General features: G+C 42.4%; 17 protein-coding genes. 9 read left to right on the top strand and 8 right to left on the bottom strand.

Going from position 1 to position 20,810, the window contains the following annotated elements; genetic code table 11:
* Positions 1 to 30 precede the first annotated feature (30 nt).
* A complete protein-coding gene (gene hxpB / locus VEJY3_RS21465) occupies positions 31 to 735 on the top strand; it encodes a hexitol phosphatase HxpB (RefSeq protein ID WP_014234529.1) in 705 nt (234 codons plus the stop codon).
* 161 nt (positions 736 to 896) lie between these two features.
* Here hxpB and VEJY3_RS21460 read toward each other — a convergent pair whose 3' ends face one another.
* The gene (locus tag VEJY3_RS21460) at positions 897 to 2,018 is read right to left on the bottom strand and encodes a Gfo/Idh/MocA family protein (RefSeq protein ID WP_014234528.1); all 1,122 of its coding nucleotides are present in this window, start codon (positions 2,016 to 2,018) and stop codon (positions 897 to 899) included.
* Between the two features lie 116 nt (positions 2,019 to 2,134).
* Here VEJY3_RS21460 and VEJY3_RS21455 point away from each other — a divergent pair, with 116 nt between their 5' ends.
* Complete coding sequence (locus VEJY3_RS21455) at positions 2,135 to 2,947, top strand: helix-turn-helix domain-containing protein (protein WP_014234527.1); 813 nt, start codon at positions 2,135 to 2,137, stop codon at positions 2,945 to 2,947.
* A gap of 27 nt (positions 2,948 to 2,974) precedes the next feature.
* Here VEJY3_RS21455 and VEJY3_RS21450 read toward each other — a convergent pair whose 3' ends face one another.
* Positions 2,975 to 3,805: an AraC family transcriptional regulator gene (locus tag VEJY3_RS21450; protein ID WP_014234526.1), complete on the bottom strand. Its 831-nt coding sequence runs from the start codon at positions 3,803 to 3,805 to the stop codon at positions 2,975 to 2,977.
* Between the two features lie 567 nt (positions 3,806 to 4,372).
* On the opposite strand from VEJY3_RS21450, the gene iolE reads away from it, so the two are divergent.
* From iolE to VEJY3_RS21420, 6 genes are all read left to right on the top strand, one after another.
* Positions 4,373 to 5,269 carry a myo-inosose-2 dehydratase gene (gene iolE, locus VEJY3_RS21445; protein WP_014234525.1) on the top strand — a complete coding sequence of 299 codons (897 nt, stop codon included), beginning with the start codon at positions 4,373 to 4,375 and terminating at the stop codon, positions 5,267 to 5,269.
* A 285-nt stretch (positions 5,270 to 5,554) separates the two neighbouring features.
* Positions 5,555 to 6,541 carry an inositol 2-dehydrogenase gene (gene iolG / locus VEJY3_RS21440; RefSeq protein ID WP_014234524.1) on the top strand — a complete coding sequence of 329 codons (987 nt, stop codon included), beginning with the start codon at positions 5,555 to 5,557 and terminating at the stop codon, positions 6,539 to 6,541.
* Between the two features lie 92 nt (positions 6,542 to 6,633).
* Positions 6,634 to 8,334, top strand: a complete 1,701-nt coding sequence (locus tag VEJY3_RS21435; protein WP_014234523.1) for a solute:sodium symporter family transporter — start codon at positions 6,634 to 6,636, stop codon at positions 8,332 to 8,334.
* 205 nt (positions 8,335 to 8,539) lie between these two features.
* Complete coding sequence (locus VEJY3_RS21430; RefSeq protein ID WP_014234522.1) at positions 8,540 to 10,402, top strand: DUF294 nucleotidyltransferase-like domain-containing protein; 1,863 nt, start codon at positions 8,540 to 8,542, stop codon at positions 10,400 to 10,402.
* Positions 10,399 to 11,124: an exonuclease domain-containing protein gene (locus VEJY3_RS21425; RefSeq protein ID WP_014234521.1), complete on the top strand. Its 726-nt coding sequence runs from the start codon at positions 10,399 to 10,401 to the stop codon at positions 11,122 to 11,124. The genes VEJY3_RS21430 and VEJY3_RS21425 overlap by 4 nt, the downstream gene beginning before the upstream one ends.
* 719 nt (positions 11,125 to 11,843) lie before the next feature.
* Positions 11,844 to 12,995 (top strand): GGDEF domain-containing protein, encoded by a 1,152-nt coding sequence (locus VEJY3_RS21420; RefSeq protein WP_237708185.1) that lies wholly within the window; start codon positions 11,844 to 11,846, stop codon positions 12,993 to 12,995.
* 454 nt (positions 12,996 to 13,449) lie between these two features.
* Here the strand turns inward: VEJY3_RS21420 and VEJY3_RS21415 are convergent, their stop codons facing one another.
* The 6 genes from VEJY3_RS21415 to VEJY3_RS21390 form a co-directional block, all read right to left on the bottom strand.
* Entirely contained in the window at positions 13,450 to 14,619 is a 1,170-nt protein-coding gene (locus VEJY3_RS21415; RefSeq protein ID WP_014234519.1) for a DUF4056 domain-containing protein, read from the bottom strand.
* Positions 14,620 to 14,714: 95 nt separating this feature from the next.
* Positions 14,715 to 15,896 carry a BamA/TamA family outer membrane protein gene (locus VEJY3_RS21410; RefSeq protein ID WP_014234518.1) on the bottom strand — a complete coding sequence of 394 codons (1,182 nt, stop codon included), beginning with the start codon at positions 15,894 to 15,896 and terminating at the stop codon, positions 14,715 to 14,717.
* A gap of 12 nt (positions 15,897 to 15,908) precedes the next feature.
* Positions 15,909 to 16,811, bottom strand: a complete 903-nt coding sequence (locus VEJY3_RS21405; protein WP_014234517.1) for a hypothetical protein — start codon at positions 16,809 to 16,811, stop codon at positions 15,909 to 15,911.
* A gap of 74 nt (positions 16,812 to 16,885) precedes the next feature.
* Positions 16,886 to 18,244, bottom strand: a complete 1,359-nt coding sequence (locus VEJY3_RS21400; RefSeq protein WP_014234516.1) for an FUSC family protein — start codon at positions 18,242 to 18,244, stop codon at positions 16,886 to 16,888.
* 12 nt (positions 18,245 to 18,256) lie between these two features.
* Positions 18,257 to 19,120, bottom strand: a complete 864-nt coding sequence (locus VEJY3_RS21395; protein WP_014234515.1) for an HlyD family secretion protein — start codon at positions 19,118 to 19,120, stop codon at positions 18,257 to 18,259.
* Between the two features lie 12 nt (positions 19,121 to 19,132).
* Complete coding sequence (locus VEJY3_RS21390; RefSeq protein ID WP_014234514.1) at positions 19,133 to 19,345, bottom strand: DUF1656 domain-containing protein; 213 nt, start codon at positions 19,343 to 19,345, stop codon at positions 19,133 to 19,135.
* Between the two features lie 383 nt (positions 19,346 to 19,728).
* Between VEJY3_RS21390 and VEJY3_RS21385 the strand changes: the two genes are divergently transcribed.
* Complete coding sequence (locus VEJY3_RS21385; RefSeq protein WP_014234513.1) at positions 19,729 to 20,802, top strand: MlaE family lipid ABC transporter permease subunit; 1,074 nt, start codon at positions 19,729 to 19,731, stop codon at positions 20,800 to 20,802.
* Positions 20,803 to 20,810: the final 8 nt, after the last annotated feature.

Here is a 20,810-nt window from a genome sequence, read left to right as displayed (position 1 = left end):
TGTCATACCTTTTCTAATTTTGAGGTAAGCATGAATATAAAAGCGGTTATTTTTGATATGGATGGTGTACTCATTGATTCTGAGCCTCTGTGGCAAGAGGCGCAGATGGAATCACTCGACTGTTTTGGTGTGTGTATTACACGTGACGACTGCGAAAAAATGACAATGGGGAAGCGTGTTGATGAAATAGCGCAAATTTGGTGTGAGGCATATTCATTGACCGTTCCAACGAAAGAGCTGGAAGCAATGATTCTTTCGAAGTTGTGTCATCGTATTTCTACTTTGGGTGAGGCGATGACCGGCGTTTACGAGGCATTAGACTACTTTGCCAACCAAGGTTTAAAGATCGCATTGGCAACATCTTCTAACCATGTAGTCATTAACGCAGTCTTCGATCGCCTTCAGTTGTGGGACAAGTTCAGTGTTGTCTGCAGCGCTGAAGATGAAGAATATGGTAAACCCCATCCAGATGTTTATTTAACCGCTGCCCGTAAACTCCAAATCGGTGTTGCAGAATGTTTAGTTATTGAAGATAGCTTTACAGGCCTGACGGCGGCCAAAAGAGCGAACATGACGACTTACTTAGTTTCGCCAAATTATGAACAACGTAAGTTTTCTATCGCAGATGAATGTTATGCCGATTTAGAGTCCGTGATACAAAACCACGATAAGTTCGTGTCTAAATTGCACATTAAAAATATTGACTTGTTAATGCAGCCTTACAGTAGGATTTAGCTGGTCTTTATATTGATTAAAGGAGGTTTCTGCTGAATGACCTGCTCATCTTTATCCAATTCAATCTAAACATATGAGCGATCATCTAGCCAATGACGTGAATAATATGAAAAAGCAAGTCAACATACAGCACATGCTAACATGTGCTGTATGTGGTTTACTTAGTCTACCGTAACCCATGTTCCATTTTTAAAAGAGACTTCTGCTGCATCGATAACTTTAGTTACCTCCCAAGCTGCTCTGAAATCGGGATACATCGGTGAATTACTTGTAATGCCGTCAATAAGGTCACGTATCTCAACCGATTTCATGTCGTTATATCCGAGACCATGACCTGCTGAGACACAGAAGTTTTCATAATCAGGATGTTCTGGCCCTGTTAAAATGGTTCTGAACCCTTGTCTAGATTTTTTGTCTTCGGCAGTAAATAACTGTAGTTCAGATAATCTCTCCTGATCATATATTATGGTTCCTTTGGTTCCGGTTACTTCAAACCAAAGACCATTTTTTCGTCCCCAAGCAATTCTTGAAGATTCTATTGTTCCGATAGCCCCACTCTTAAAACGTACCATCATATGGACTTGATCATCATTTTCTACGTTTTTTGGGATAGGATCGTTTGGCTCATATCTAGTTGTGTAGATTGTGCTCATGTCTGCGCAAAGTGAAGAGATAGGAGATACTAAGAACTGCGCCATATTAATAATATGTGATCCCATATCACCTAAAGCTCCTGTACCGGAAAATTCGCGCTGTAAACGCCAACTAAAGGAAGTATTTTCATCTGCTAGATAATCTTCGTTAAATGTACCTCTGAAATGCACAACATCACCAATTTCTCCATTTTCTATGATTTGTTTTGCCAGCTGGATGGTTGGGTTTTTAATGTAGTTAAACCCAACTAGTGTTTTCACACCGGCTGCTTCTGCTGCTAGTGTCATTATTTTTGCGTCTTCGGAGTTAAGGGCTAAGGGCTTTTCTGAATAAACGTGCTTTCCATTTTTAATTGCTAGAAGAGCAATGTCTTTATGTAAGAAGTTAGGGGCACAAATATCTACGATATCGATCAAGGGATCGCTCACCAACAGTTGCCAATCATCTGTATAGCGATTGAAACCAAATTCTTCTGCTTTGACTTTCGCTTGAGTAAGGTTGATATCGGCGAGAAATTCGCATTTAATGGATGCACTTAGAGGGAACACTGCCCCTGCATTTCGATACGCAATTGCATGAGCCTTACCCATATAGCCAGTACCTATCATACCGATACTTAGACTTTTCATAGTTTAATCCTTTTTAAAAATCATGTTATTTTTGTGGGGAAGAATTACATATTTATGTTTCACATAATTCTTTGTTCTCAGGAAACAATCATAAAATCAGCGGAGGTCAGTAGTACATGTCTGAAATATTCGACAATTTGTCTGAAATTAATTTCGATGGTTTGAAAGAAGTCTACTTTGGCAGCGTAAAGTATCCGCCTGGTGGTTATCACGGTCCCAGAGTTCAACGTGGATTACAGCTTTTTCATTTGTTATCCGGTGAGGTGACTTTTTATGTTGAAGATACTGAAGTCAATATAAAACCAGGTGAATTTTGTCTTTTACTTCCTGGTAACAAGGAAACACACCACTTTAGTCAGCATCAAGAAAGCCACCATACTTGGTGTCAGTTAGACTTTCATGAACGGCCTGATTACTACAACAATATTATTCCCAATGCCCCGTTAGTTACGGAACAGAATATGGACTTACTGCGTTTTATGGAATTGGGGTTATCTTTAACAAGAAATCCGGTTACTCCTACTGTTCAATCGTTAATGTTGTTGGGGCCTGCATTAATTCGTTACTACATTAATTATGCGCATGGGTTTACGTCAGAATCTTCTGAGACAAAAGTACCTAGGGCTATTACAAAAGCCTGCGATTATATGAGTGAGCACCTTGCAGAATCTATTACGTTAACTCAAATTGCTGAAAATTCGAATATAACAGCTAATCATCTGGTGGTTATTTTCAATAAGTACCTATCTATCACACCAATGAAATATTTATGGCGATTACGCTGTCAGCAGGCTGCGCTGCTTCTTAAAGGAACAAGCATTCCTATTGGCAATATTTCGGATCAATTTGGTTTTAGTACGCAGTACCATTTCTCAAGATTGTTTAAGCAGTATTATGGCGTTGCCCCCTCTATTTACAGGAAAAATTAAGATATTTAGGAGTTTCAAGTTAGTTGTTCAGGCGTTCTTCGCGTGGCTGTGTTTTTGCTTCCTGAATTGTAAAGGAGATATGCCAAAATTCTGTTTGAATACCCGGGAAAAGTGATATGGGGAACTAAATCCCGTCTGCTCTGCTATGTGGGCGATAGGTATATTATTTGTATTGTTCAAGATAACACTTGCCCGCTCACACCGGAGTCGCCAAAGATAACGCATTGGAGTGACTGATAAATGAGTTCTAAATAGGTGTATCAAGTGATTAACGGATACGTGTGCTGCTTCTGCTATTTGAGGTAGAGTCAAAGGCCGTGCTATGTGTTGGCTTATATAATCACATGCTAGCAATACACTTTTGGGTAATGGGGGTTGATCATGGTCAGTAGAAGATAGTCTGTGAGAATAATTAATAAAATAGCGCAGTAGCGATTTTCCTAGTTCCAAAAGTGCATCGTAGGTATCAAGTTCAGGAGACTGAGTAAGTGCTAAACCTAAGTCCATATAACGGATGATTTCACTATTTGCTTCAACAACGGGTGGAATTGGCTCGAGCTGAAGCCGGAGATGATCTGTATTTCCAAGAAAGTCTAACTGGCACCAGGTATGGTAACTTTCTTGTGTTTGACTGAATCGATGAAATTCATGACGCCCAGGTAAGAGAATACAAAAATCTCCTGCATTGAGTGTTAATGTAAATTCTTCTATTTCAAAGGTGACCTGCCCGCTATGTAGGTGAAAAAACTGTATACCCCTTTGAATACGTGGTCCTTGGGTACCATTTATAGGGTATTTTATACTCCCAAAATAAACTTCCTTTAACTCTTCTATAGTGATTTCAGACAATTTTTTCATAGTTTCAGATATGTACCTTTATGTTATTTAGGCATTATATTATCAGGGCTGGTGAAGATAAATGCTTTGTGATTGATTGAAAAATTTATTAGCGATCACAATTATGGATAAAATGTGACATAACGCAAGTTAAGCGTATTTTTGTGATAAAAGTCAATGTGGCCCAGGATAATAGCTAGCATGTCTAATCTACTGTCTGGGGTATTAATCTGGCTAATGGTGTAATTATTGGCGTAAGAAAATAGGATCAGTGGTCAGGTTAGATTTTTTATATATATGTTGGGAACAATTTTTACTCCTGTTAAAGTATTTCCACAACATGAAATGCAGATATTACATCTTTAATAACTTTGAGGTGCATCATGTATAACATTGCTTTATTTTAATTCTGAACTACACGAATCGTTAAAAACCAGTAAATAATTAAAACTATAACTATATAATTGCTGACCGTTTGTGCAGGCTGGAATTTAATGATCATGTAAAAATAATAAACAATAAATCGAAATTAAATTCCAGAGAGAATGTGCTCTCTCTGGAGAAAAGACAATAACGTGGAGAACATCAATGGATAAGAATAAAGTAAAATTAGGTATCGCTCCTATAGCTTGGACAAACGATGATTTACCTAGTTTAGGTGGTGATAATACCTTTGAACAATGTGTTAGTGAAATGGCTCTTGCAGGATTTACTGGAAGTGAAGTAGGTAATAAATATCCGAAAGATACTGCTGTATTAAAAGAGAAATTAGATTTGCGAGGTATTCAAATTTGTAACGCTTGGTTCAGTACTTTTTTCGCAGATGGAAAAGAAGATGAGACTATTACGGGTTTCCTATCGCATATGAACTTTCTACATGAAATGGGAGCGAAGGTTATCGGCTGCTCTGAGCAAAGTGGCAGTATTCAGGGTACAGATAAAGCAGTGTTCGATGAAAAGCCTTCATTTAATGAAGAACAATGGAAAAAGGTTGCATCTGGTTACAATCAGTTATCTGAACTTGCTGCCGAAAAAGGAATGAAAGTTTGTCTTCATCATCATATGGGGACAGCTATCCAAACGCCTGAAGAAATTGATAAGTTTATGGGAATCACTGACCAATCGGTAGGGTTGTTGCTAGATACCGGACATATTTATTATTCAGAGGGAAGTCAGCAGGCAATCATTAATGTATTAACAAAATATGTTGATCGTATTCCTCATGTTCATCTTAAAGATATTCGGGATGAGAAGCGACATCAAGTTATTGATGAGCATCGTAGTTTTCTTGATGGTGTGAGATTAGGAGCATTTACTGTACCTGGTGATGGTGTAATAGATTTCGCACCTGTATTCGAAATCTTGGATAAAAGTGGTTATGAAGGTTGGATGGTTGTAGAAGCGGAGCAAGATCCTGCTACAGCGGATCCGTTAGAGTATGCACTAAAAGCACGTCAATATATTAAAGATATTGCAAATATTTGATTTGCTCGTTAGGAATAAATTTTTGTTCTAGTAGTTACTAAAAAGTAACTATTAGAATGTCAGAAATATTATTGATGCTACTTTATCCCGTTTAATGGGCCTTTTTGTAGGTAATATCTCTGATTTAAAGTTTAATTTTGTGAAATATATATCTGTAATAAAGTGATAGTTAATATTATGTCATTTGATATTGGATATAAAAAATAATTTTGAAACTGATGCATAAATTAAGAATTGATAATTAAGAAAATTTGCTATTACTGATTTATGAACTAGGAGACGACAATGTATAATATCGCACTTTTCGGCGCTGGACGAATTGGACAAGTCCATTCTGTAAATGTAGATGCACATAAAGATACCAACCTTTATTCAGTTATTGACCCATTCGCAGAAAATGCAGAGAACTTAGCAACTAAATATGGCGCTAAAGTTCAGTCTATTGAAGAAGCGCTCGCAGACGCCAATGTTGATGGTGTACTGATTGCTTCTGCTACAGATACACATGCTGAGTTAATTGAATTGGCAGCAATGGCAGGCAAAGCTATCTTCTGTGAAAAGCCGGTCCATCTTGATATTGATCGTGTACGCGCGTGTCTGAAGACGGTGAACGACAATCAGGTGCCGCTTTTTGTGGCTTTTAACCGCCGCTATGACCCACAGTTTCGCAAGATTCGTGAAATGCTAAGTTCAGGCAGTATAGGTAAAGCTGAATCTCTGATCATTACTTCACGTGATCCATCACCACCACCAGCAGAGTACGTAAAAGTATCTGGTGGCATGTTCCGTGATATGACTATCCATGACTTTGATATGGCGCGTTTTATCATGGGTGAAGATCCTGTATCTATCTATGCACAGGGGAGTAATCTGGTTGATCCGGCCATCGGTGAAGCTGGTGACATAGATACCGCATTCGTTGTTATGAAGTTCCCATCTGGCGCCCTGGCGACTATCTCAAACACACGCCGTTCTGGCTATGGTTATGATCAGCGTATCGAACTGCATGGTGAAAAAGGTCTGCTGACTGCCAACAACATCAAAGAAGATGCAGTTGAGCAGTGGAACGACGCTGGTTGCACTGCAGCAAAACCAGAACACTTCTTCCTGCAGCGTTACGATGCGGCTTACAAAGCTGAATGGGAACATTTTGTTGATGTGCTCGCAGGCCGCGCTAAACCAGAATGTAGCGGTTATGACGGTGAGCAGGCTTTGGTGATGGCTGATAAAGCCCTCGAGTCCCTGCAGACTGGCAAAGAAGTCAAATTATAATAACGCTATAAATTTTTTAACATTCCAATAGTAGTCTGGCGCCAATTCTGTGTTGGCGTCATGGCAACGTGCAAACACAATTTGGAGGCTACATGTTAGCTCTATTATCCTTTCTTGCGTTCACCCTGTTCGTAGCTGGGTTCGCATACTACAAAACACGTGCGGCTCATCTGGAAGAGTCATCGGAAGGTTACTTTCTTGGGGGGCGTTCTCTGACCGGTGTTTATATCGGTGGTTCCATGTTGTTGATGAATATGTCAACTGAACACTTGGTGGGTCTAAATGGCCTGTCTTTCCGAACTGGTTTTATCGTTATGGCCTGGGAGGTTATGGCTGCAATCACTATCGTATTGTTTGCGATGTACTTCCTGCCTCGTTATCTCAAACTCGGCATCTCCACGATTCCTGAGTATCTAGAAAAGCGCTTCGATAAGCAGACACTGACGATCACATCGATCCTTTTCCTCAGCATGTATGTCATCTCTTTACTACCTATCGTGCTCTATACTGGAGCGATCGCTCTCGAGAGTTTATTTGATGTATCCAATGTTTTTGCAATCGATAAATCAGCGGCGATGTGGCTCATGGTCTGGGGAGTGGGTGGCCTAGGTGCTATCTACGCTGTATTCGGTGGCATTAAAGCTATCGCTGCTGCGGATACAATTAACGGTGTCGGCCTTATTACTGGTGGACTGATGGTAACTGGATTTGCACTAGCCTATGTTGGTGATGGCAATATGTGGAGCGGTTTGGTGGAGGTTTACCAAAGCCACCCTGATAAGTTCAACTCCATCGGTGACAGTGATTCTTTAGTCCCATTTTCTACACTGTTTACTGGTCTAATTGTCTCTAACATGTTCTTCTGGTGTACCAACCAGTCGATTGTTCAGAAAGCACTGGGTGCTAAAAACTTGGCTGAAGGTCAGAAAGGTGTGCTGCTGTGTGCATTCTTTAAGCTAATGATTCCAATGATTATTATCTTGCCGGGTATCATTGCTTTCCATGTGTTCAATGGCCAAATAGACAACCCAGACAATGCCTATCCGAACTTGGTTCACCTTGTGCTACCAGAAGTACTGGTTGGTTTCTTCGCCGCAGTTGTAGTTGGAGCGGTATTCTCGACCTTTAGTGGCGGACTTAGCTCTTCGGTGACTCTGTTTACGGTAAACATCTACAAGAAAACTCTGCGTCCGGATGCCACTGAAGCACAATCCGTTCGTGTAGGAAAACTATTGGGAATGGGGCTTGCGGTAACTTCTATGCTGGTTGCACCACTGGTCGCAAATGCACCGGATGGCCTATTTTACCTAATTCAGCAGTTGCAGGGGATCTTTAATTCGCCAATCCTGAGTGTAGTGTTGGTTGGCCTACTGACTAAGAGAGTACCGGCTATCGCAGCTAAGCTTGGCTTGGTGTTTGGTATGGCGGCATACATTCTGTTTAACTTTGTGATTAAAGTCGATATCCACTTCTTCCACCTTGTCGGTCTTCTGTTTGTAGCAAACGTTGTATTCATGCTAATTGTTGGACACTTCTATCCACAAGACGCGTACGAAGAAGAATACACAGAACAGGTAGATATAACTCCTTGGGCCTTTGGTAAGGCTGCCGCATCACTTATTTGTTTGGCGTCTATCTCTATGTACATCTTCTTAGCTCACAATGTACCGGGCTGGGTGATGAATGGATATTACGTGTTGGCTATTGCTATCTTGGGTTTTGTTTTTTGGTCAATCGCCAAAGAACTGATGCGTGTATCGCAGTCTAAAAAAGTGGCGCCAGTATCTGAATAGCTAGCTTAGAAAACTACGAGTTTTTTGATTTTTAGACTTAAACCACCTACTGAAGTAGGTGGTTAACATTAAGTAGGTTGAGTTAGCCTAAAGACAAAGCTCCCTTCTCGGGACTTAAGAAAATCCCACTTTTTTGTGGGTGATAGTTTACCTTCAAATTCCTCTCAGGTGATGACCGAGAAAATTGTTTTGGAAACGTGACGACATGGAACAATCATTACTTCCTAATATCTTTGGTTTTCTGTCTAAACTGCCACCTTTTGATCAGCTACCTTACCGTGAAGCCAACGCTATGGCTTCTAAAATAGATATCCTGTATCTCCATAAAGGCAAAGCGCTGGAGGAGGATCAACTAGTTGGTAAAGGGCTTTACATTTTAAGGGTAGGGGCTGTAGAGCAGTATCATCTAGATCAATCTCTCAGAGCTCGTTTGGGCTGTGGTGATCTATTTGGTTTCAGCCATCTGTATCAGAAACAAACGTGCTCATATACGGTTAAGGCCATAGAAAATACCTTGTTATACCGTATCCCGAAAGCGGTTCTCTCTGAGCTTATTCGCTGCACTCCATCACTTGGTGATTATTTTTCCGAACATGAATCGGTGAGATTGGCTAAGTCAACTGAGGTTATGACCAGAGGCGATGATGCTGTTTACTTGCGTCCGGTAGATTCTGTTATGAATAGAGACATGGCCATCGTTTCGGCTGACACCTCGATAGACGAAACGGCTAGAGTAATGGTCAAAGAGCACAGGTCAAGTGCCTTAATAATGCAGGGACACGAGTTGTTGGGCATTGTGACTGAACGCGATATGACAAAACGTGTCATCGCTCAATGCATGAATTATAGCCAGCCTATCTCCACTGTTATGACCAGTAACCCGCTAACAATCACCAGTGGCACCTCGATGTTAGAGGCTATTGAAACCATGATGCAGCATAATGTGAGGAGTCTTCCTGTTGTAAATGCTGGGAGGGTTCAGGGAATAGTAACGGCAACAAGTATGGTTGAGCGCAGCCAAGTACAGGCTGTGTTTTTAATTAGTCGCATCTATCGCAAAGAGTCTCTGGAAGAACTGGTTGCCCTTACGAGTCAGCGTACTACCGTCTTCAGAACCTTAGTTGAGAATCGCACGCATCCTAGAACTATCCAGCATATGATGACCCTTATAGCCGATGCTTATAATAAGCGTCTGTTACAACTGGCAGAGAAGCTGTTGGGACCTGCTCCTGTTGACTACGTCTGGTTTGTGGCTGGGTCACAGGCTCGGTACGAGATCCATAACCTGTCGGATCAGGATAACGGTATCATCCTTAAACGTAAGGTTGATGTTAAAGAGCGGGAGTATTTTGGCAAATTGTCGAATTATGTATGCCAAGGCCTAGATCAATGCGGCTACTCCTTGTGTAAAGGAGACATGATGGCATCTAATCCGAGCTGGTGTACCGACCTTTCGACGTGGACTGGCTATTTTGGCCGTTGGATCAAATACCCCGAAGCAGAAGCATTGTTAAACTCCTGTGTCTATTTTGATATTCGGCCGCTATATGGAGATTTTGAGTTAGCGGAAGAATTAAAGGACAACATTAACCGGTATCTCAACGGGAATCGGCGTTTTATATCTATCATGTTGGCGAACTCACTTAGAGTGTGCCCGCCGCTTGGTATGTTCAGGCAGTTTGTGTTTGAACGGAATGGCACCAATACTAAGTCTTTTAATATTAAGCGTCATGCTGTGAATTTGCTGGTTGAGTTAGCACGGATCTATGCATTAACGGCCAAGAGTAAAGAGACCAGTATGGAGGAGCGGCTACGCGCAGCAATTAATGCTTCTCTGTTGAGTGAAGAAGGCGGGAGAGAGATCCTAGAGGCATTTGATTTTATTAATCAAGTTCGTTTTAACCATCAGTGTAATACGTCTGAGCGTAACCTCGCTTTGAGTAACAACATAACTCCAGAGGTCTTAACCCAATTTGAGAAAAATCATCTAAAAGACGCATTTCGGATAATATCTAGGTATCAAGAAGCAGCAGAGCAGAACTTTAAAACTCTGGAGATTAGAAGTTGATCAAATTTAGGAAACATAAGATTAGTTCTCTCGAGAGATTGGAGAAGCAACGCCAGCAGTTTATACAGCGCAGTGATATACCTAACGCAATAAGACGCTGGTTCGTATCGCCTGTCGCATCCGTAGATAGTGTATTTACTGCGTTACCCTTGGTGGTGATGGATTTTGAAACCACAGGGCTGGATCCAGAGAGCGATGAGATCTTGTCGGTCGGTTTAGTTGACATCAATGAAAGTGTTTTATCTTTATCTAGTGCAAAGCACTATTACCAGTTATCGTTGGCCGGAGTTAAACCTGAGACTGCTGTGATCAATCATATAGTGCCTGAGACGTTGCATGGCGGTTTGGAAACGCAGGAATTTGCGGAAAAAATCCTGAGGGCAATCTGCAGAAAGGTGGTAGTGGTCCACTGTGCCATTATCGAAAAACGCTTTTTGGCGAGGTTGTTACAGTTGCCACAAGGTGTTGAGCTCCCAGTTATCTGGATAGATACCTTAGTCCTGGAAAGTTCGCTATACGTCAACAAACTCAGTTTTCTTAACGATTATCGCCTGTGTAAGATCCGAGAAAAGCGCCAATTGCCAGCTTATCTGGCGCATAACGCCCTTGCTGATGCTGTGGCGACCGGAGAGTTATTGCTAGTGTTAATGCAGGAAATTTTTGCCTCAGCCAGCGAGCCGACGTTGTCGCAACTCTATGCAAGATCCTGCGGTTATCGCTAGATCATGTGCTTATTTAACGATTAGTTGCTTGAGCTAGGATTAGGCGCAGCAATTAAGCAAAAAGTATAGATCCTAGGCTGACACGAATCATATTACGGTCGTTCAAAACTTCAGTATTAACCGTAAAGAGATTACCTCAAAGCCTCTGCCTAATAGGTAGGTCAGAATTGGAAGACAGCCTTTAATTGCAATCGACTTCGACAAAAACTCTGGGTAAATTCGTGGCTAAGTCGCACCTTTCAGTCGCTGCCAATTAAAATTGCAGAAACGAAAGAGGCCGTTAAATTCTTAGCGGCCTTTTTGCTATATGAGGGGTAGAGATAGGGGTTTGAGGAAAGAGTTAGGTTTTCACTCCAAATGTAAAAGGGTTAAGGCACAAACTTGGACTGAACGATGTCAATTTATATCCAGCAATTTTAGCCGCTGCGCTTAGCTAACTTTCTATACTTGAAGTTATCCGTAAGTCACTAATTCAGTAAAGCTACTGGCACGAATATTTCCACTGATTCTATGCTGGGTGCCACCCGTAAATTCGACATCTCCTAGCTTAGATTAGGTGTTATACTCTAGGCATTCTCATTTCTTTCATCTCGACCCGATTTATCTCATCTAACTTTAATGGATTCTTATCGAGTGATTGGTTAACATGTTTGAGTGTTTTGTGTCACCTATACATTATCAGCGGTTCATTTGACCCACTTAGCCTAAGCAAAAAAGTAGTGATTAATTCAAGCTCAAGCCTCATCGATTTTGCCATCGTAATAAACAATATTGTTTGTAGTGCTGTTGGCTGCATATTTTTATCTCAGATTCGTTCTGGCTTGACTCACTATCAACGACGATCAGCACTTTATTTCTTTTACTTTTTCCTGCTGTTTGGTTTTGCGTTTGCAGCAATGGCTATTCGCTCCTGGCTTCCGCTTATTTATTCTGTTTTATTAAACAATTTTATGTATATGACAGTTGCGTATTTGTTGCTATTTGGCTCTATAAGTTGGTATCAACGCGATATTAAGCCGTGGTTATGGAAGCTAGCAATTGTTCATGTCTGCTCATATACAGCGATACAAACTCTTATTTATCACTTCGTACCAAATACACTTGAATTGCGTGTTCAGATTGCGTTCGTCAATTTTGCTCTGGTGTATGCTTCCACTTTTTTACTTTGTCACAAACATAGAACTTCAAATGGTAAGGGCGAGCGTATGCTCGCTTTAGCTGCATTGGTTTGCCTTGTTGCTGCTGGTTTTCCTACTTTTGCATTGGCTGTAACAGGTCAAGTAGAGTATTACCGTGTCGCAGTCGTGGTGACTCAAAACATAGTTTGCTTCTTCTTATTAGGCGGATTATTGTCGTTATTTCTTTTTAATCAGATTGACTGGCACTACGAAAGATCCATTCGGGATGAGCTGACAGGATTGTTCAACCGCCGTTACATTAATGAGCGTATTGCCCATTTGTTTCAAGGTGATTTGCCTATTCAGGGAACGCTTGCAGTTGTAGACATTGACCATTTCAAAAAAGTAAATGATCGCTTTGGTCACGACGTTGGTGATAACGCGCTCGTTTATGTCTCTAAAATTCTGTCTGGTAGTCTTAAAAAGGGCGATTTGGTTAGCCGCTACGGAGGGGAGGAGTTTGTGATCTTTATTGCGGATAATGATTCCAAACAAGCTCTGGCGACATTGCATACAATCCATTCATCAGTTGAATCACAGAGCCGTTTATCAGCTATGAGCATTCCCATTACAGTGAGCATTGGTTACTGTAACTTAACTTCTCAAGACACATTACAAAGTGCTTTCACCAGAGCTGATTCAGCACTGTATATGGCGAAAAACCAAGGTCGTAACTGTATTGTTGGCCAGTAACCTCGCCGTTCCCATAGCTTCTATATATTGAAATTGTCTATAGGCGTGCTAGCACGACCGTGGTTAGCACGTTTGAGCCCCAAACCGTTTCAGAGCGCGTCGTTTTGGCTATAGAACTAGCTAATGTGAAAAATTTGCACATTGCTTATCAATGTTACACCTAACTGATCCACTGTAGCACCGAGTCGTGATTTGACATACTGGGGCAGTCCACAGAGGTTATCTCAAGAATATCGAATTTGTTTATCCAACGCCCAAAGAGATTACATGAAATTTGATTTGAGTTTGGTGTCACTGCTAACTATCCGGCATACAATTTGAAGGAAAGCAACGGTGTACAAGAGATAAAGTGGTCCAGTGCAGTTTATACTGATTACCGCTAGCGTATCCGTATAAACCCGTAAACAGGAGAGGGACGATAAATAATCGAATCACTTTTAGGAAAGAATGGACGTTACTCATGAGTAATACCTAATTGTTTCAAATCCTGGTTATCCTGTCGTTCTGCATACTGCGCAATAACTGGAAACTGAGTATGATCAATACGCTCTGACCAGATACGTTTCGGAATATGGTTAAAGGTGTCAGCGTAGCTCGGTGCTATTTCAAGTACTAGTCTGGCAATGCTATCCAGTTCTAGTGATTCAGCGGATGCGGGTAATGTCAGCACTGTGGCGGAAGATTGCGCAGGAACTAGCAAACTTGGATTCTGTTCGCCTAATAACTCTGGTGTCAGCAGATGAGGCGTTTGTCGGTCGCCAAGGTCGTAATGACGCTGCAGAACCATGTACTTGTTTGGGATCGACTCTTGAGAGTTCCACCATTTGCCGTCGACAGCGGCTAAGACCAATTTTGCTTTCGACTTATCGACGATACCAAGTTCTCGCAGGCTTGCATTGAGAAGCAAGCTGACGTTTTGGTTATAGTCTCTTTCGTTCAACACCTTATGCTGTTGAATGAGGCTAAGTACTATTTTCGCGCCCAACATATTGGAATAGAGATCTTCGAGCGAGTAGGCTGAAATCGTCTCTGGCCATCCAGAAAAACTCGCGTAGCCGTGCCACTGGGCAATCTCGTGGGATTCAGCCTTGAAGTAGGCTAAGCGTGCTGCAAGGTGAGCAGCAACCGACCACCTTTGCTCCTCGGTTAGTAAAGACGCGTCGAACGGGGTCATCTCGATATATCTTGGCCCTAATTCGGCTGGTAAATCAATGCGGTGGGCTTGGCCCAGGTTGGCGAGTATCTCAAAAAATAATCCCATGGTGTCATCGGCGGTATCGCGCACATGGGCGAGGTCTATAAAGCCACCTTTCTGCGTGTATAAGATACCGTTATTTTCGCTGCCGCCATGACCTAATGAAGAAGAGGATGAAGGTGTGTAGTGATATATCCCGCTGGCAAACTTGTGCGGACCTATCTCCTCAAGTTCGACAATGTTGTTCAGTCGGAAAAAAGGCACTGGGACTGGCCCGAATTTAACTTTCTGCATATCCCCAAATGCACAGCACGGGCGAACGTTCTGCGGTACCGTCAATTGAGGGAAGCGAGACTCATCCAAATACCAATTCTGACCGGTCGTCACATTGCCTGCTAGCATATCTGCGGCCTGATTCGAAGTTGGCACAGCATGGGTTTCCCAATCAGTCGATGAGCATCCAGCCAGGAGGGTACATAGGGCGATCGTACAAAAGGGTTTAAAAAGTAAACGGTTCATTTCAGTTAAAACGCTTCATTAATTGCAAAGTAAAAACCGCTTTGATCGTTACCAAAGCCCATATCTAAACGCAGGTTAACTCGCTGCTTGATTTCAAATCGGTAGCCAACGCCGACAGAGTAAAGCCACCTGTCTTGACCCAGTTGATCAAATTCCTCAGCCAATGTGCCGGCTCCTAACCAGTACACCATGCCATGGCGACCAGATAGTGGCTGCCGGTACTCCACTTGGGAAATCAGCATGTTTCTGTCGCGATATTGACCTTGTTCGTAGCCACGCAGCGCCTCAGCGCCTCCGAGCATCGCCATTTGATCCCAGCTCACGTCACCGAAATTAGATTCGGCACGCACCTGCCAGGCCAGAACCCCAGGAATTAACGATAGAGCGTGGTAGTCACTGTAATTGAACCTTACACGTTCAAAATCATTGTCTGAGCCTAATTCAGTACTGAAGTTCTGATATTCAAGCTCAATCAGCCTTCCTTTTGATGCATTAAGGGCAAAGTCCCGCGAGTCATAAGTCACACTGAGCAAGCCGCCAATGTTACGCTGCGTTTCAGGAAATTCCGCAAAATCATCACCAATCCAAGGTGTGTTTGTGTTTTCTTGTTTGGCGTTGGACGCTTCATTATGGGAAAACGAGAGGCCCATGCCTAAGTAGGTGTTAGGTAATATACGCGTCATACCAGTGATGGAGGCGGAATAACTGCGTCGGTTATAATCGACCCGTTCATTGTGCATTCCTGCATCAACCCCAAAGCCATGAAATACATCGGGAGAATCCGTTAATTCAGCGTCAACAAATAAACGGTATTGGTCGTTTTTTAGGTAGTTGGCATTTTTGAGTGATACTCCATAAGCGCCGTTTATCGACCCAAAACCGTTAATGGTAATCGAGCTTGGCTGTGAGTCCATATCGTTGATATCTGGCTTATAGAGGCCAACTGCCGACACGCCAATACCAAATTTTTTCTCCGGAGTATAAAAGGGGCCGGGCATGACACTCCAGTCAATGCCTTTTTCAGGATCGAATTGTCCATCAGCACCGAGCTCCAGCAATAGATCCTCAAGCCAAGCTTGATATTGCTGATACATGGTCTGCTCATGCTGTTCTGGTTTTGGCTCTGTCTGCTCGGCGAGGGGTACCCCAGATATAAACAGGCAAACAAGAGGGAGTGTTTTTTTCATGATTTTCAATGCCTAGAATCGACGTCCTAGTGAAAAGAACAGGGTCTCACGTTCGCCAAATCCTGCCTCCATCAAGATTTCCCAGTCTTTGTTAAAAGCATATTGGAATCCAACTACACCGTTCCAGTTCTCATCAGCAGTTTGGCTGACATTGAAGCCGGCATCTGGACTTAGGTGATCGACAAGTTCATGGATTTCTTTTGGTAGATTTAAGCTCTTTAGATCACCAGACAGTTCTTGTTGAACATTTTGATACATGGCACCAGCAAATACACGTAGCTCGCGTCCGCCATCATATTGCCAGCGATACCCGACACGAGGTGCGGCAACGAAGGTTTTAATATTGCCATCAATAGCGGCAATGCTGGTGTAGGTGTAGTTCATATCGAGTAAAGCAAACCAATTTCCTATGCCTCCCGCCAACGTGGTACCTGCGCCATAGGTTCCGCCGTCCATATCCAGCTCAAATACGGCATTGTCCGGTAACTCGTCGCCTGCAGCATCCAGCAACGAGCACAGAGCTTTGTTTCCGATACCGTTCACAGAGGAAGCATCACAGCCGAGTGAGTTAATTTTTGCCGTACTGGTACCTTGGGTATAACCAATAATGCCGTAGATATTCATAAACGGGAAAATCCAGACATCTCCCCTCAGAGTAATATTTGAGCCTGTAAAATCGGCGTGGTTGGCATCAATATCAAGCGCGTCAAGTACAGGGTGTCCTGTCAAATCAATGCTGTTGACTGTAATAGGGTTGCTCATATCCATATAGGAAAGAGAAAGGCCGTAAGGCTTAGGTAGTGAATAGCCTCTCTTTTCAGCTTCATCACCCCAAATAGGGAAAAATGATTCTTGAGCAAAGCCCAATGGGGTAAATAAAACTGTCAAAAAAGCCAGTACGAAGTTTATTTTCACAATAGCATCTCCTCAAGTTAGTCAAATACCTCTTCCTTGAGGAAATCAGTAAATTTATTATGTTTAATGGTCTGTTATTTTAAATTTTGAGGTTTACAAAATAGATCTGAAAATAACTTCCCAATCAGAAGAAAAATTAAAATATTCGTCAGCATAAGAATTGGCGTTTCAATTTTATATGTTGGAGTCAGGTTTAAAGCGCCAGAGGTAAGTACGACCAATAGATTGATTCCTAGTATTCGATGAATCATCATTTTTGGTGCTGAAAAAACCTCCCAAATCACTATTGTGTTAATGAAGTAGAATAGTGCTAACTGCCATAGTTCGGTCATTAGGGGCATCAAAAACACATACTCCAGTAAAATTACCGTTCCAGTACCTATTACGCCGAAGAAGGCATCTTTGAGTACACTCGGCGGCATTGTCGGCAAGATGCAAGAAAAAGCAGCCGCAATCAGTGGGAAAATAGAACCACCAGGTACCGGGAGATAAATCCAAACGAGTAATGATGTTACGAACATCGACACACCATGAAAAACTTTACGTCTATCGTCTTTGATATGTTGGCTAAGTGTCCGTTTCTTCTGATGAATTGATACTTTGACACTTTCAGTTTTATTGCTGTTTCTATAGCCGATAAGAGACGTTTGAGGCTTATCTACATAAAAGTTTTCTAATTTTTCTGCCAACACTTTCCATTCAGCGCTGTTTTCATTCGAGTTATTCACTCGACTCAGTAGTCTTTCTTGGATATGAGTCATTTCATTGACTCGATCAAGCCAGACTCGTCTGTGCTGCCTTAGTTGATAGCTGTCCTTTAACGGCAAGTTTAGTAGCTGATATAGCTTATTAATATTTCCCGCATTAGCTTCAAGCGCTTCAATGTTAAAGTCGTGCTTATTTTTTAATGCTTCAAGTAACAGAGTTCGACTATTTTCAAAATTCTGGATAAAACTTTGTTCGGTATTAATAGGCCAAAAAATTCTATAAACAACAGAAAACGTTATTACACCTAGTACCGTTTCTTGAAGTCGTAATATTGCGAAGTGAAATATAGTTTGATCATCAAATTGACCCATGCAAGCGACGATGGAGCATACTGTAAAAGCCATCGAAAATATGTATCCATATTTCTCGTCGCTTGACATAAAAATACATAACCCAAGAAACATGGTTAGAAAACTCAGGAACAAGAAAGGATCCTGGGGAAACGTACCAATTAAGAACAGCGCATAAGCGATACCCACTAGCGTTCCCCACACACGGTTGTGTCCTTTATGAATGGAATGGGCATAGCTCTCGTTCAATGCCATAACCACAACTGCAATTGCAGCCCAGTACGGTTTTTCCCACTGGAACCATAGCGCAAGACTGAGCGCAATCACGATAGATAGCGCGACTTTAATGGCTTCTTTGGTAGAGGCATTGAGCATGGTATTTACCTATTAGTGTTTCATGATTTTGATGGATGCTGTCATGCCGACACGTAGCTGTAGACCCTCAGGGATCTCGTCCAGTGTTACCTTGACCGGAATTCGTTGAGCCAGGCGTATCCACTGAAAGTTAGGGTTTACATTAGGCAGGAGATCGTTGCCCGTAGTACCATCTTTTTTAGCGATGCCGAAACCAATACTTTTAATCTTGCCTTCTAACAGCACATCATCGCGCATCAGTAACGTCACGTAGGCTCGGTCGTCTGGATTAATACCCGCTAAGTCAGTTTCTTTAAAGTAGCCTTCAATCCAAAAGCTGTTCTCATCAATAAGAGCAACGACTGGAGAGTTGGCCACCACTTGTGAACCTGCCTGAACATTTAAGTTGGTAATGAATCCGTCAGTTGGCGCGTAAATTTTGGTGTAATCGAGGTTAAGTTGTGCTTCCTCGATCGTTGCTTTGGCCAGTTCTACGTTTGCTGCTGAGGTTTCGACGGCGTTTGCTAAATTGCTTAGCGTTAAGGCCGGTACGGCACCAGGACTACGCTTTGCGAGATTAATGGCGCGTAGCTCTTCATTTTTCGCTTTAGCCAGGAGTGCAGAGGCTTGCTTCTTACTCGCCAACGCTTTGTTGTATGTCGCTTGGTAGATGCTTGGGTCAATCTCAAACAGCAAATCGCCTTTTTTAACTTTTGAGTTATCAGCTACGTATACGTTTGTTACCTGTCCTGTGACGCGCGGTGTTACCGAGATGACATAAGCACTGACTTGACCGTCTCTTGTCCACGGATTATTCGCGTATGTTTCGTAGTAGGAATAGGCCACAGCTCCTGCCCCACAAAGCAATAAAAGACTAATTAAATAACGTTTAATCACGGTGAACTTACCTCAGAATATCGTAATAAATTGGCCGATAACGCCAGTGAAAATAACAATTAAACTCAGCTCCGCTATCGCTGGGAACGCCACATGTTTGTGTAGGCCCAAACGAACAGCGAAGGATGTAACTAGTGTGGTCAGAACGTAAGCCAATCCGATCACCAGCAACAATGGGGGGAAGTAAATCTCGCCCCACACGAGTTCATGCGGCATTGGGTTCATGGGTTGTGCCTCAGAGTTATTTGATGGGACAAATATAAAGGAAGTGATCTACTTCAAATAATCGCTTATGTAGGATGACATCCATCATGTTTGGGGCGTGCAACCATCACTCGTTTTTCATTCAGAGGTCGATGCCTTGATGTTGAAGAGGAACTTTTGGTGCATTTCTTTGGCCATTAGTGCGTTTTGAATTGCGAGGTGAACTTATGACAAAGATCATATTCTCCGGGCTTAACATGATTAATTAATCAATGAGACTCATCACGACAAATGAAACCTTGAAACGTTGGCTAAGCTTAATCGAGGTAAGTATCCGCAGTTTTTACTCTGTATTGAGTGATTTTTCGCAATGTGGGTGTGTGTTTATTGGTGAGTGGAAGTCTATGAATGAAAGCAATTTAGAAATTGAGTTGGCTGATAGCATTACTTCTGCTGTTGTTGGAGAGCTTTGGGATAAAGCGAACAAGCTTCTCGAATCACACCCAAATTCTCCCATCGTGGTAGACGCGAGCAATCTCACCTTTATTGACATCTCTGGTGTCGCATTCTTATCGGATTTACAGACCCGATTTCGTGCTCCTGGCGCTGAAATTTCCATAATTGGCCTCAAACCTAGTTTGGCAGAGCTTGTCCCCCCTGTACCCACGAGGAGTACGTCTGCCAACGTTAAAAGAAAAAGTGTTTTTTTCGAGCGTGTCGGGCAAGCAACGATGGAAATGCTCGTTTATGTCGGTTCTGTCGTTAAGTTTATCAAAGAGTGCGTACTGGTTTTTAAGATAGGAATACGTGGGAGGAAAAACGTCAACTGGGCGACCGTTTCGAATATTTCGACAAGGGCAGGGGCGGATGCGGTCCCTATCATTCTGTTAATTGGCTTTCTAATGGGAGTCATCATTGCCTTTGAAATTGGCTTAGTTGCTCAACAATTTGGTGCAGTTCTGTTCGTAGCGGATGGGATTGGGATATCCATGTTCAGAGAGTTAGGCCCATTGATGACGGCGATCGTTTTCGCAGGTCGTACTGGTGCGGCATTCGCTGCGGAGATTGGGACACAGAAAGTCAATGAAGAGATAAACGCGCTGCGCACCTTTGGGATAAGTCCTGTGGAGTTTCTCGTCATACCTCGCATCTATGCCTCCGTTATCGTGCTCCCTCTATTGACCATACTTGCCGACATTGTCGGTGTTTTCGGTGGTGCCCTTGTCTTACTGAAGTTCGATATAAGTTTCGTCCAATATTACAACCAACTTTTAAATGCACTTTCTGCTTGGGACTTGATATTTGGCTTGGTAAAGGCGACCACTTTTGGGTTCATTATTGCAGTCATCGGTTGTGAGCGGGGGCTAGCCACTGGCCAAGGTTCGACTTCGGTCGGCTTGGCGGCAACAAGCGCAGTGGTGAGCAGCATCATATGGATAGTCGTGATTGATGGCTTCTTTACCGTATTACTAACCTGAGGGTGTCC

Origin of the sequence: Vibrio sp. EJY3 (assembly GCF_000241385.1) — a bacterium.
Classification (GTDB): Bacteria; Pseudomonadota; Gammaproteobacteria; order Enterobacterales; family Vibrionaceae; genus Vibrio; species Vibrio natriegens.
Note: the sequence above shows the minus strand (reverse complement) of the source record. Positions and strands in the feature narration are given on the sequence as shown.

Coding starts and splice junctions, on each gene's coding strand:
- hxpB (WP_014234529.1), top strand. CDS start 31: ATGAATATAAAAGCGGTTATTTTTGATATGGATGGTGTACTCATTGAT.
- VEJY3_RS21460 (WP_014234528.1), bottom strand. CDS start 2,018: ATGAAAAGTCTAAGTATCGGTATGATAGGTACTGGCTATATGGGTAAG.
- VEJY3_RS21455 (WP_014234527.1), top strand. CDS start 2,135: ATGTCTGAAATATTCGACAATTTGTCTGAAATTAATTTCGATGGTTTG.
- VEJY3_RS21450 (WP_014234526.1), bottom strand. CDS start 3,805: ATGAAAAAATTGTCTGAAATCACTATAGAAGAGTTAAAGGAAGTTTAT.
- iolE (WP_014234525.1), top strand. CDS start 4,373: ATGGATAAGAATAAAGTAAAATTAGGTATCGCTCCTATAGCTTGGACA.
- iolG (WP_014234524.1), top strand. CDS start 5,555: ATGTATAATATCGCACTTTTCGGCGCTGGACGAATTGGACAAGTCCAT.
- VEJY3_RS21435 (WP_014234523.1), top strand. CDS start 6,634: ATGTTAGCTCTATTATCCTTTCTTGCGTTCACCCTGTTCGTAGCTGGG.
- VEJY3_RS21430 (WP_014234522.1), top strand. CDS start 8,540: ATGGAACAATCATTACTTCCTAATATCTTTGGTTTTCTGTCTAAACTG.
- VEJY3_RS21410 (WP_014234518.1), bottom strand. CDS start 15,896: ATGAAAAAAACACTCCCTCTTGTTTGCCTGTTTATATCTGGGGTACCC.
- VEJY3_RS21400 (WP_014234516.1), bottom strand. CDS start 18,244: ATGCTCAATGCCTCTACCAAAGAAGCCATTAAAGTCGCGCTATCTATC.
- VEJY3_RS21390 (WP_014234514.1), bottom strand. CDS start 19,345: ATGAACCCAATGCCGCATGAACTCGTGTGGGGCGAGATTTACTTCCCC.
- VEJY3_RS21385 (WP_014234513.1), top strand. CDS start 19,729: ATGAATGAAAGCAATTTAGAAATTGAGTTGGCTGATAGCATTACTTCT.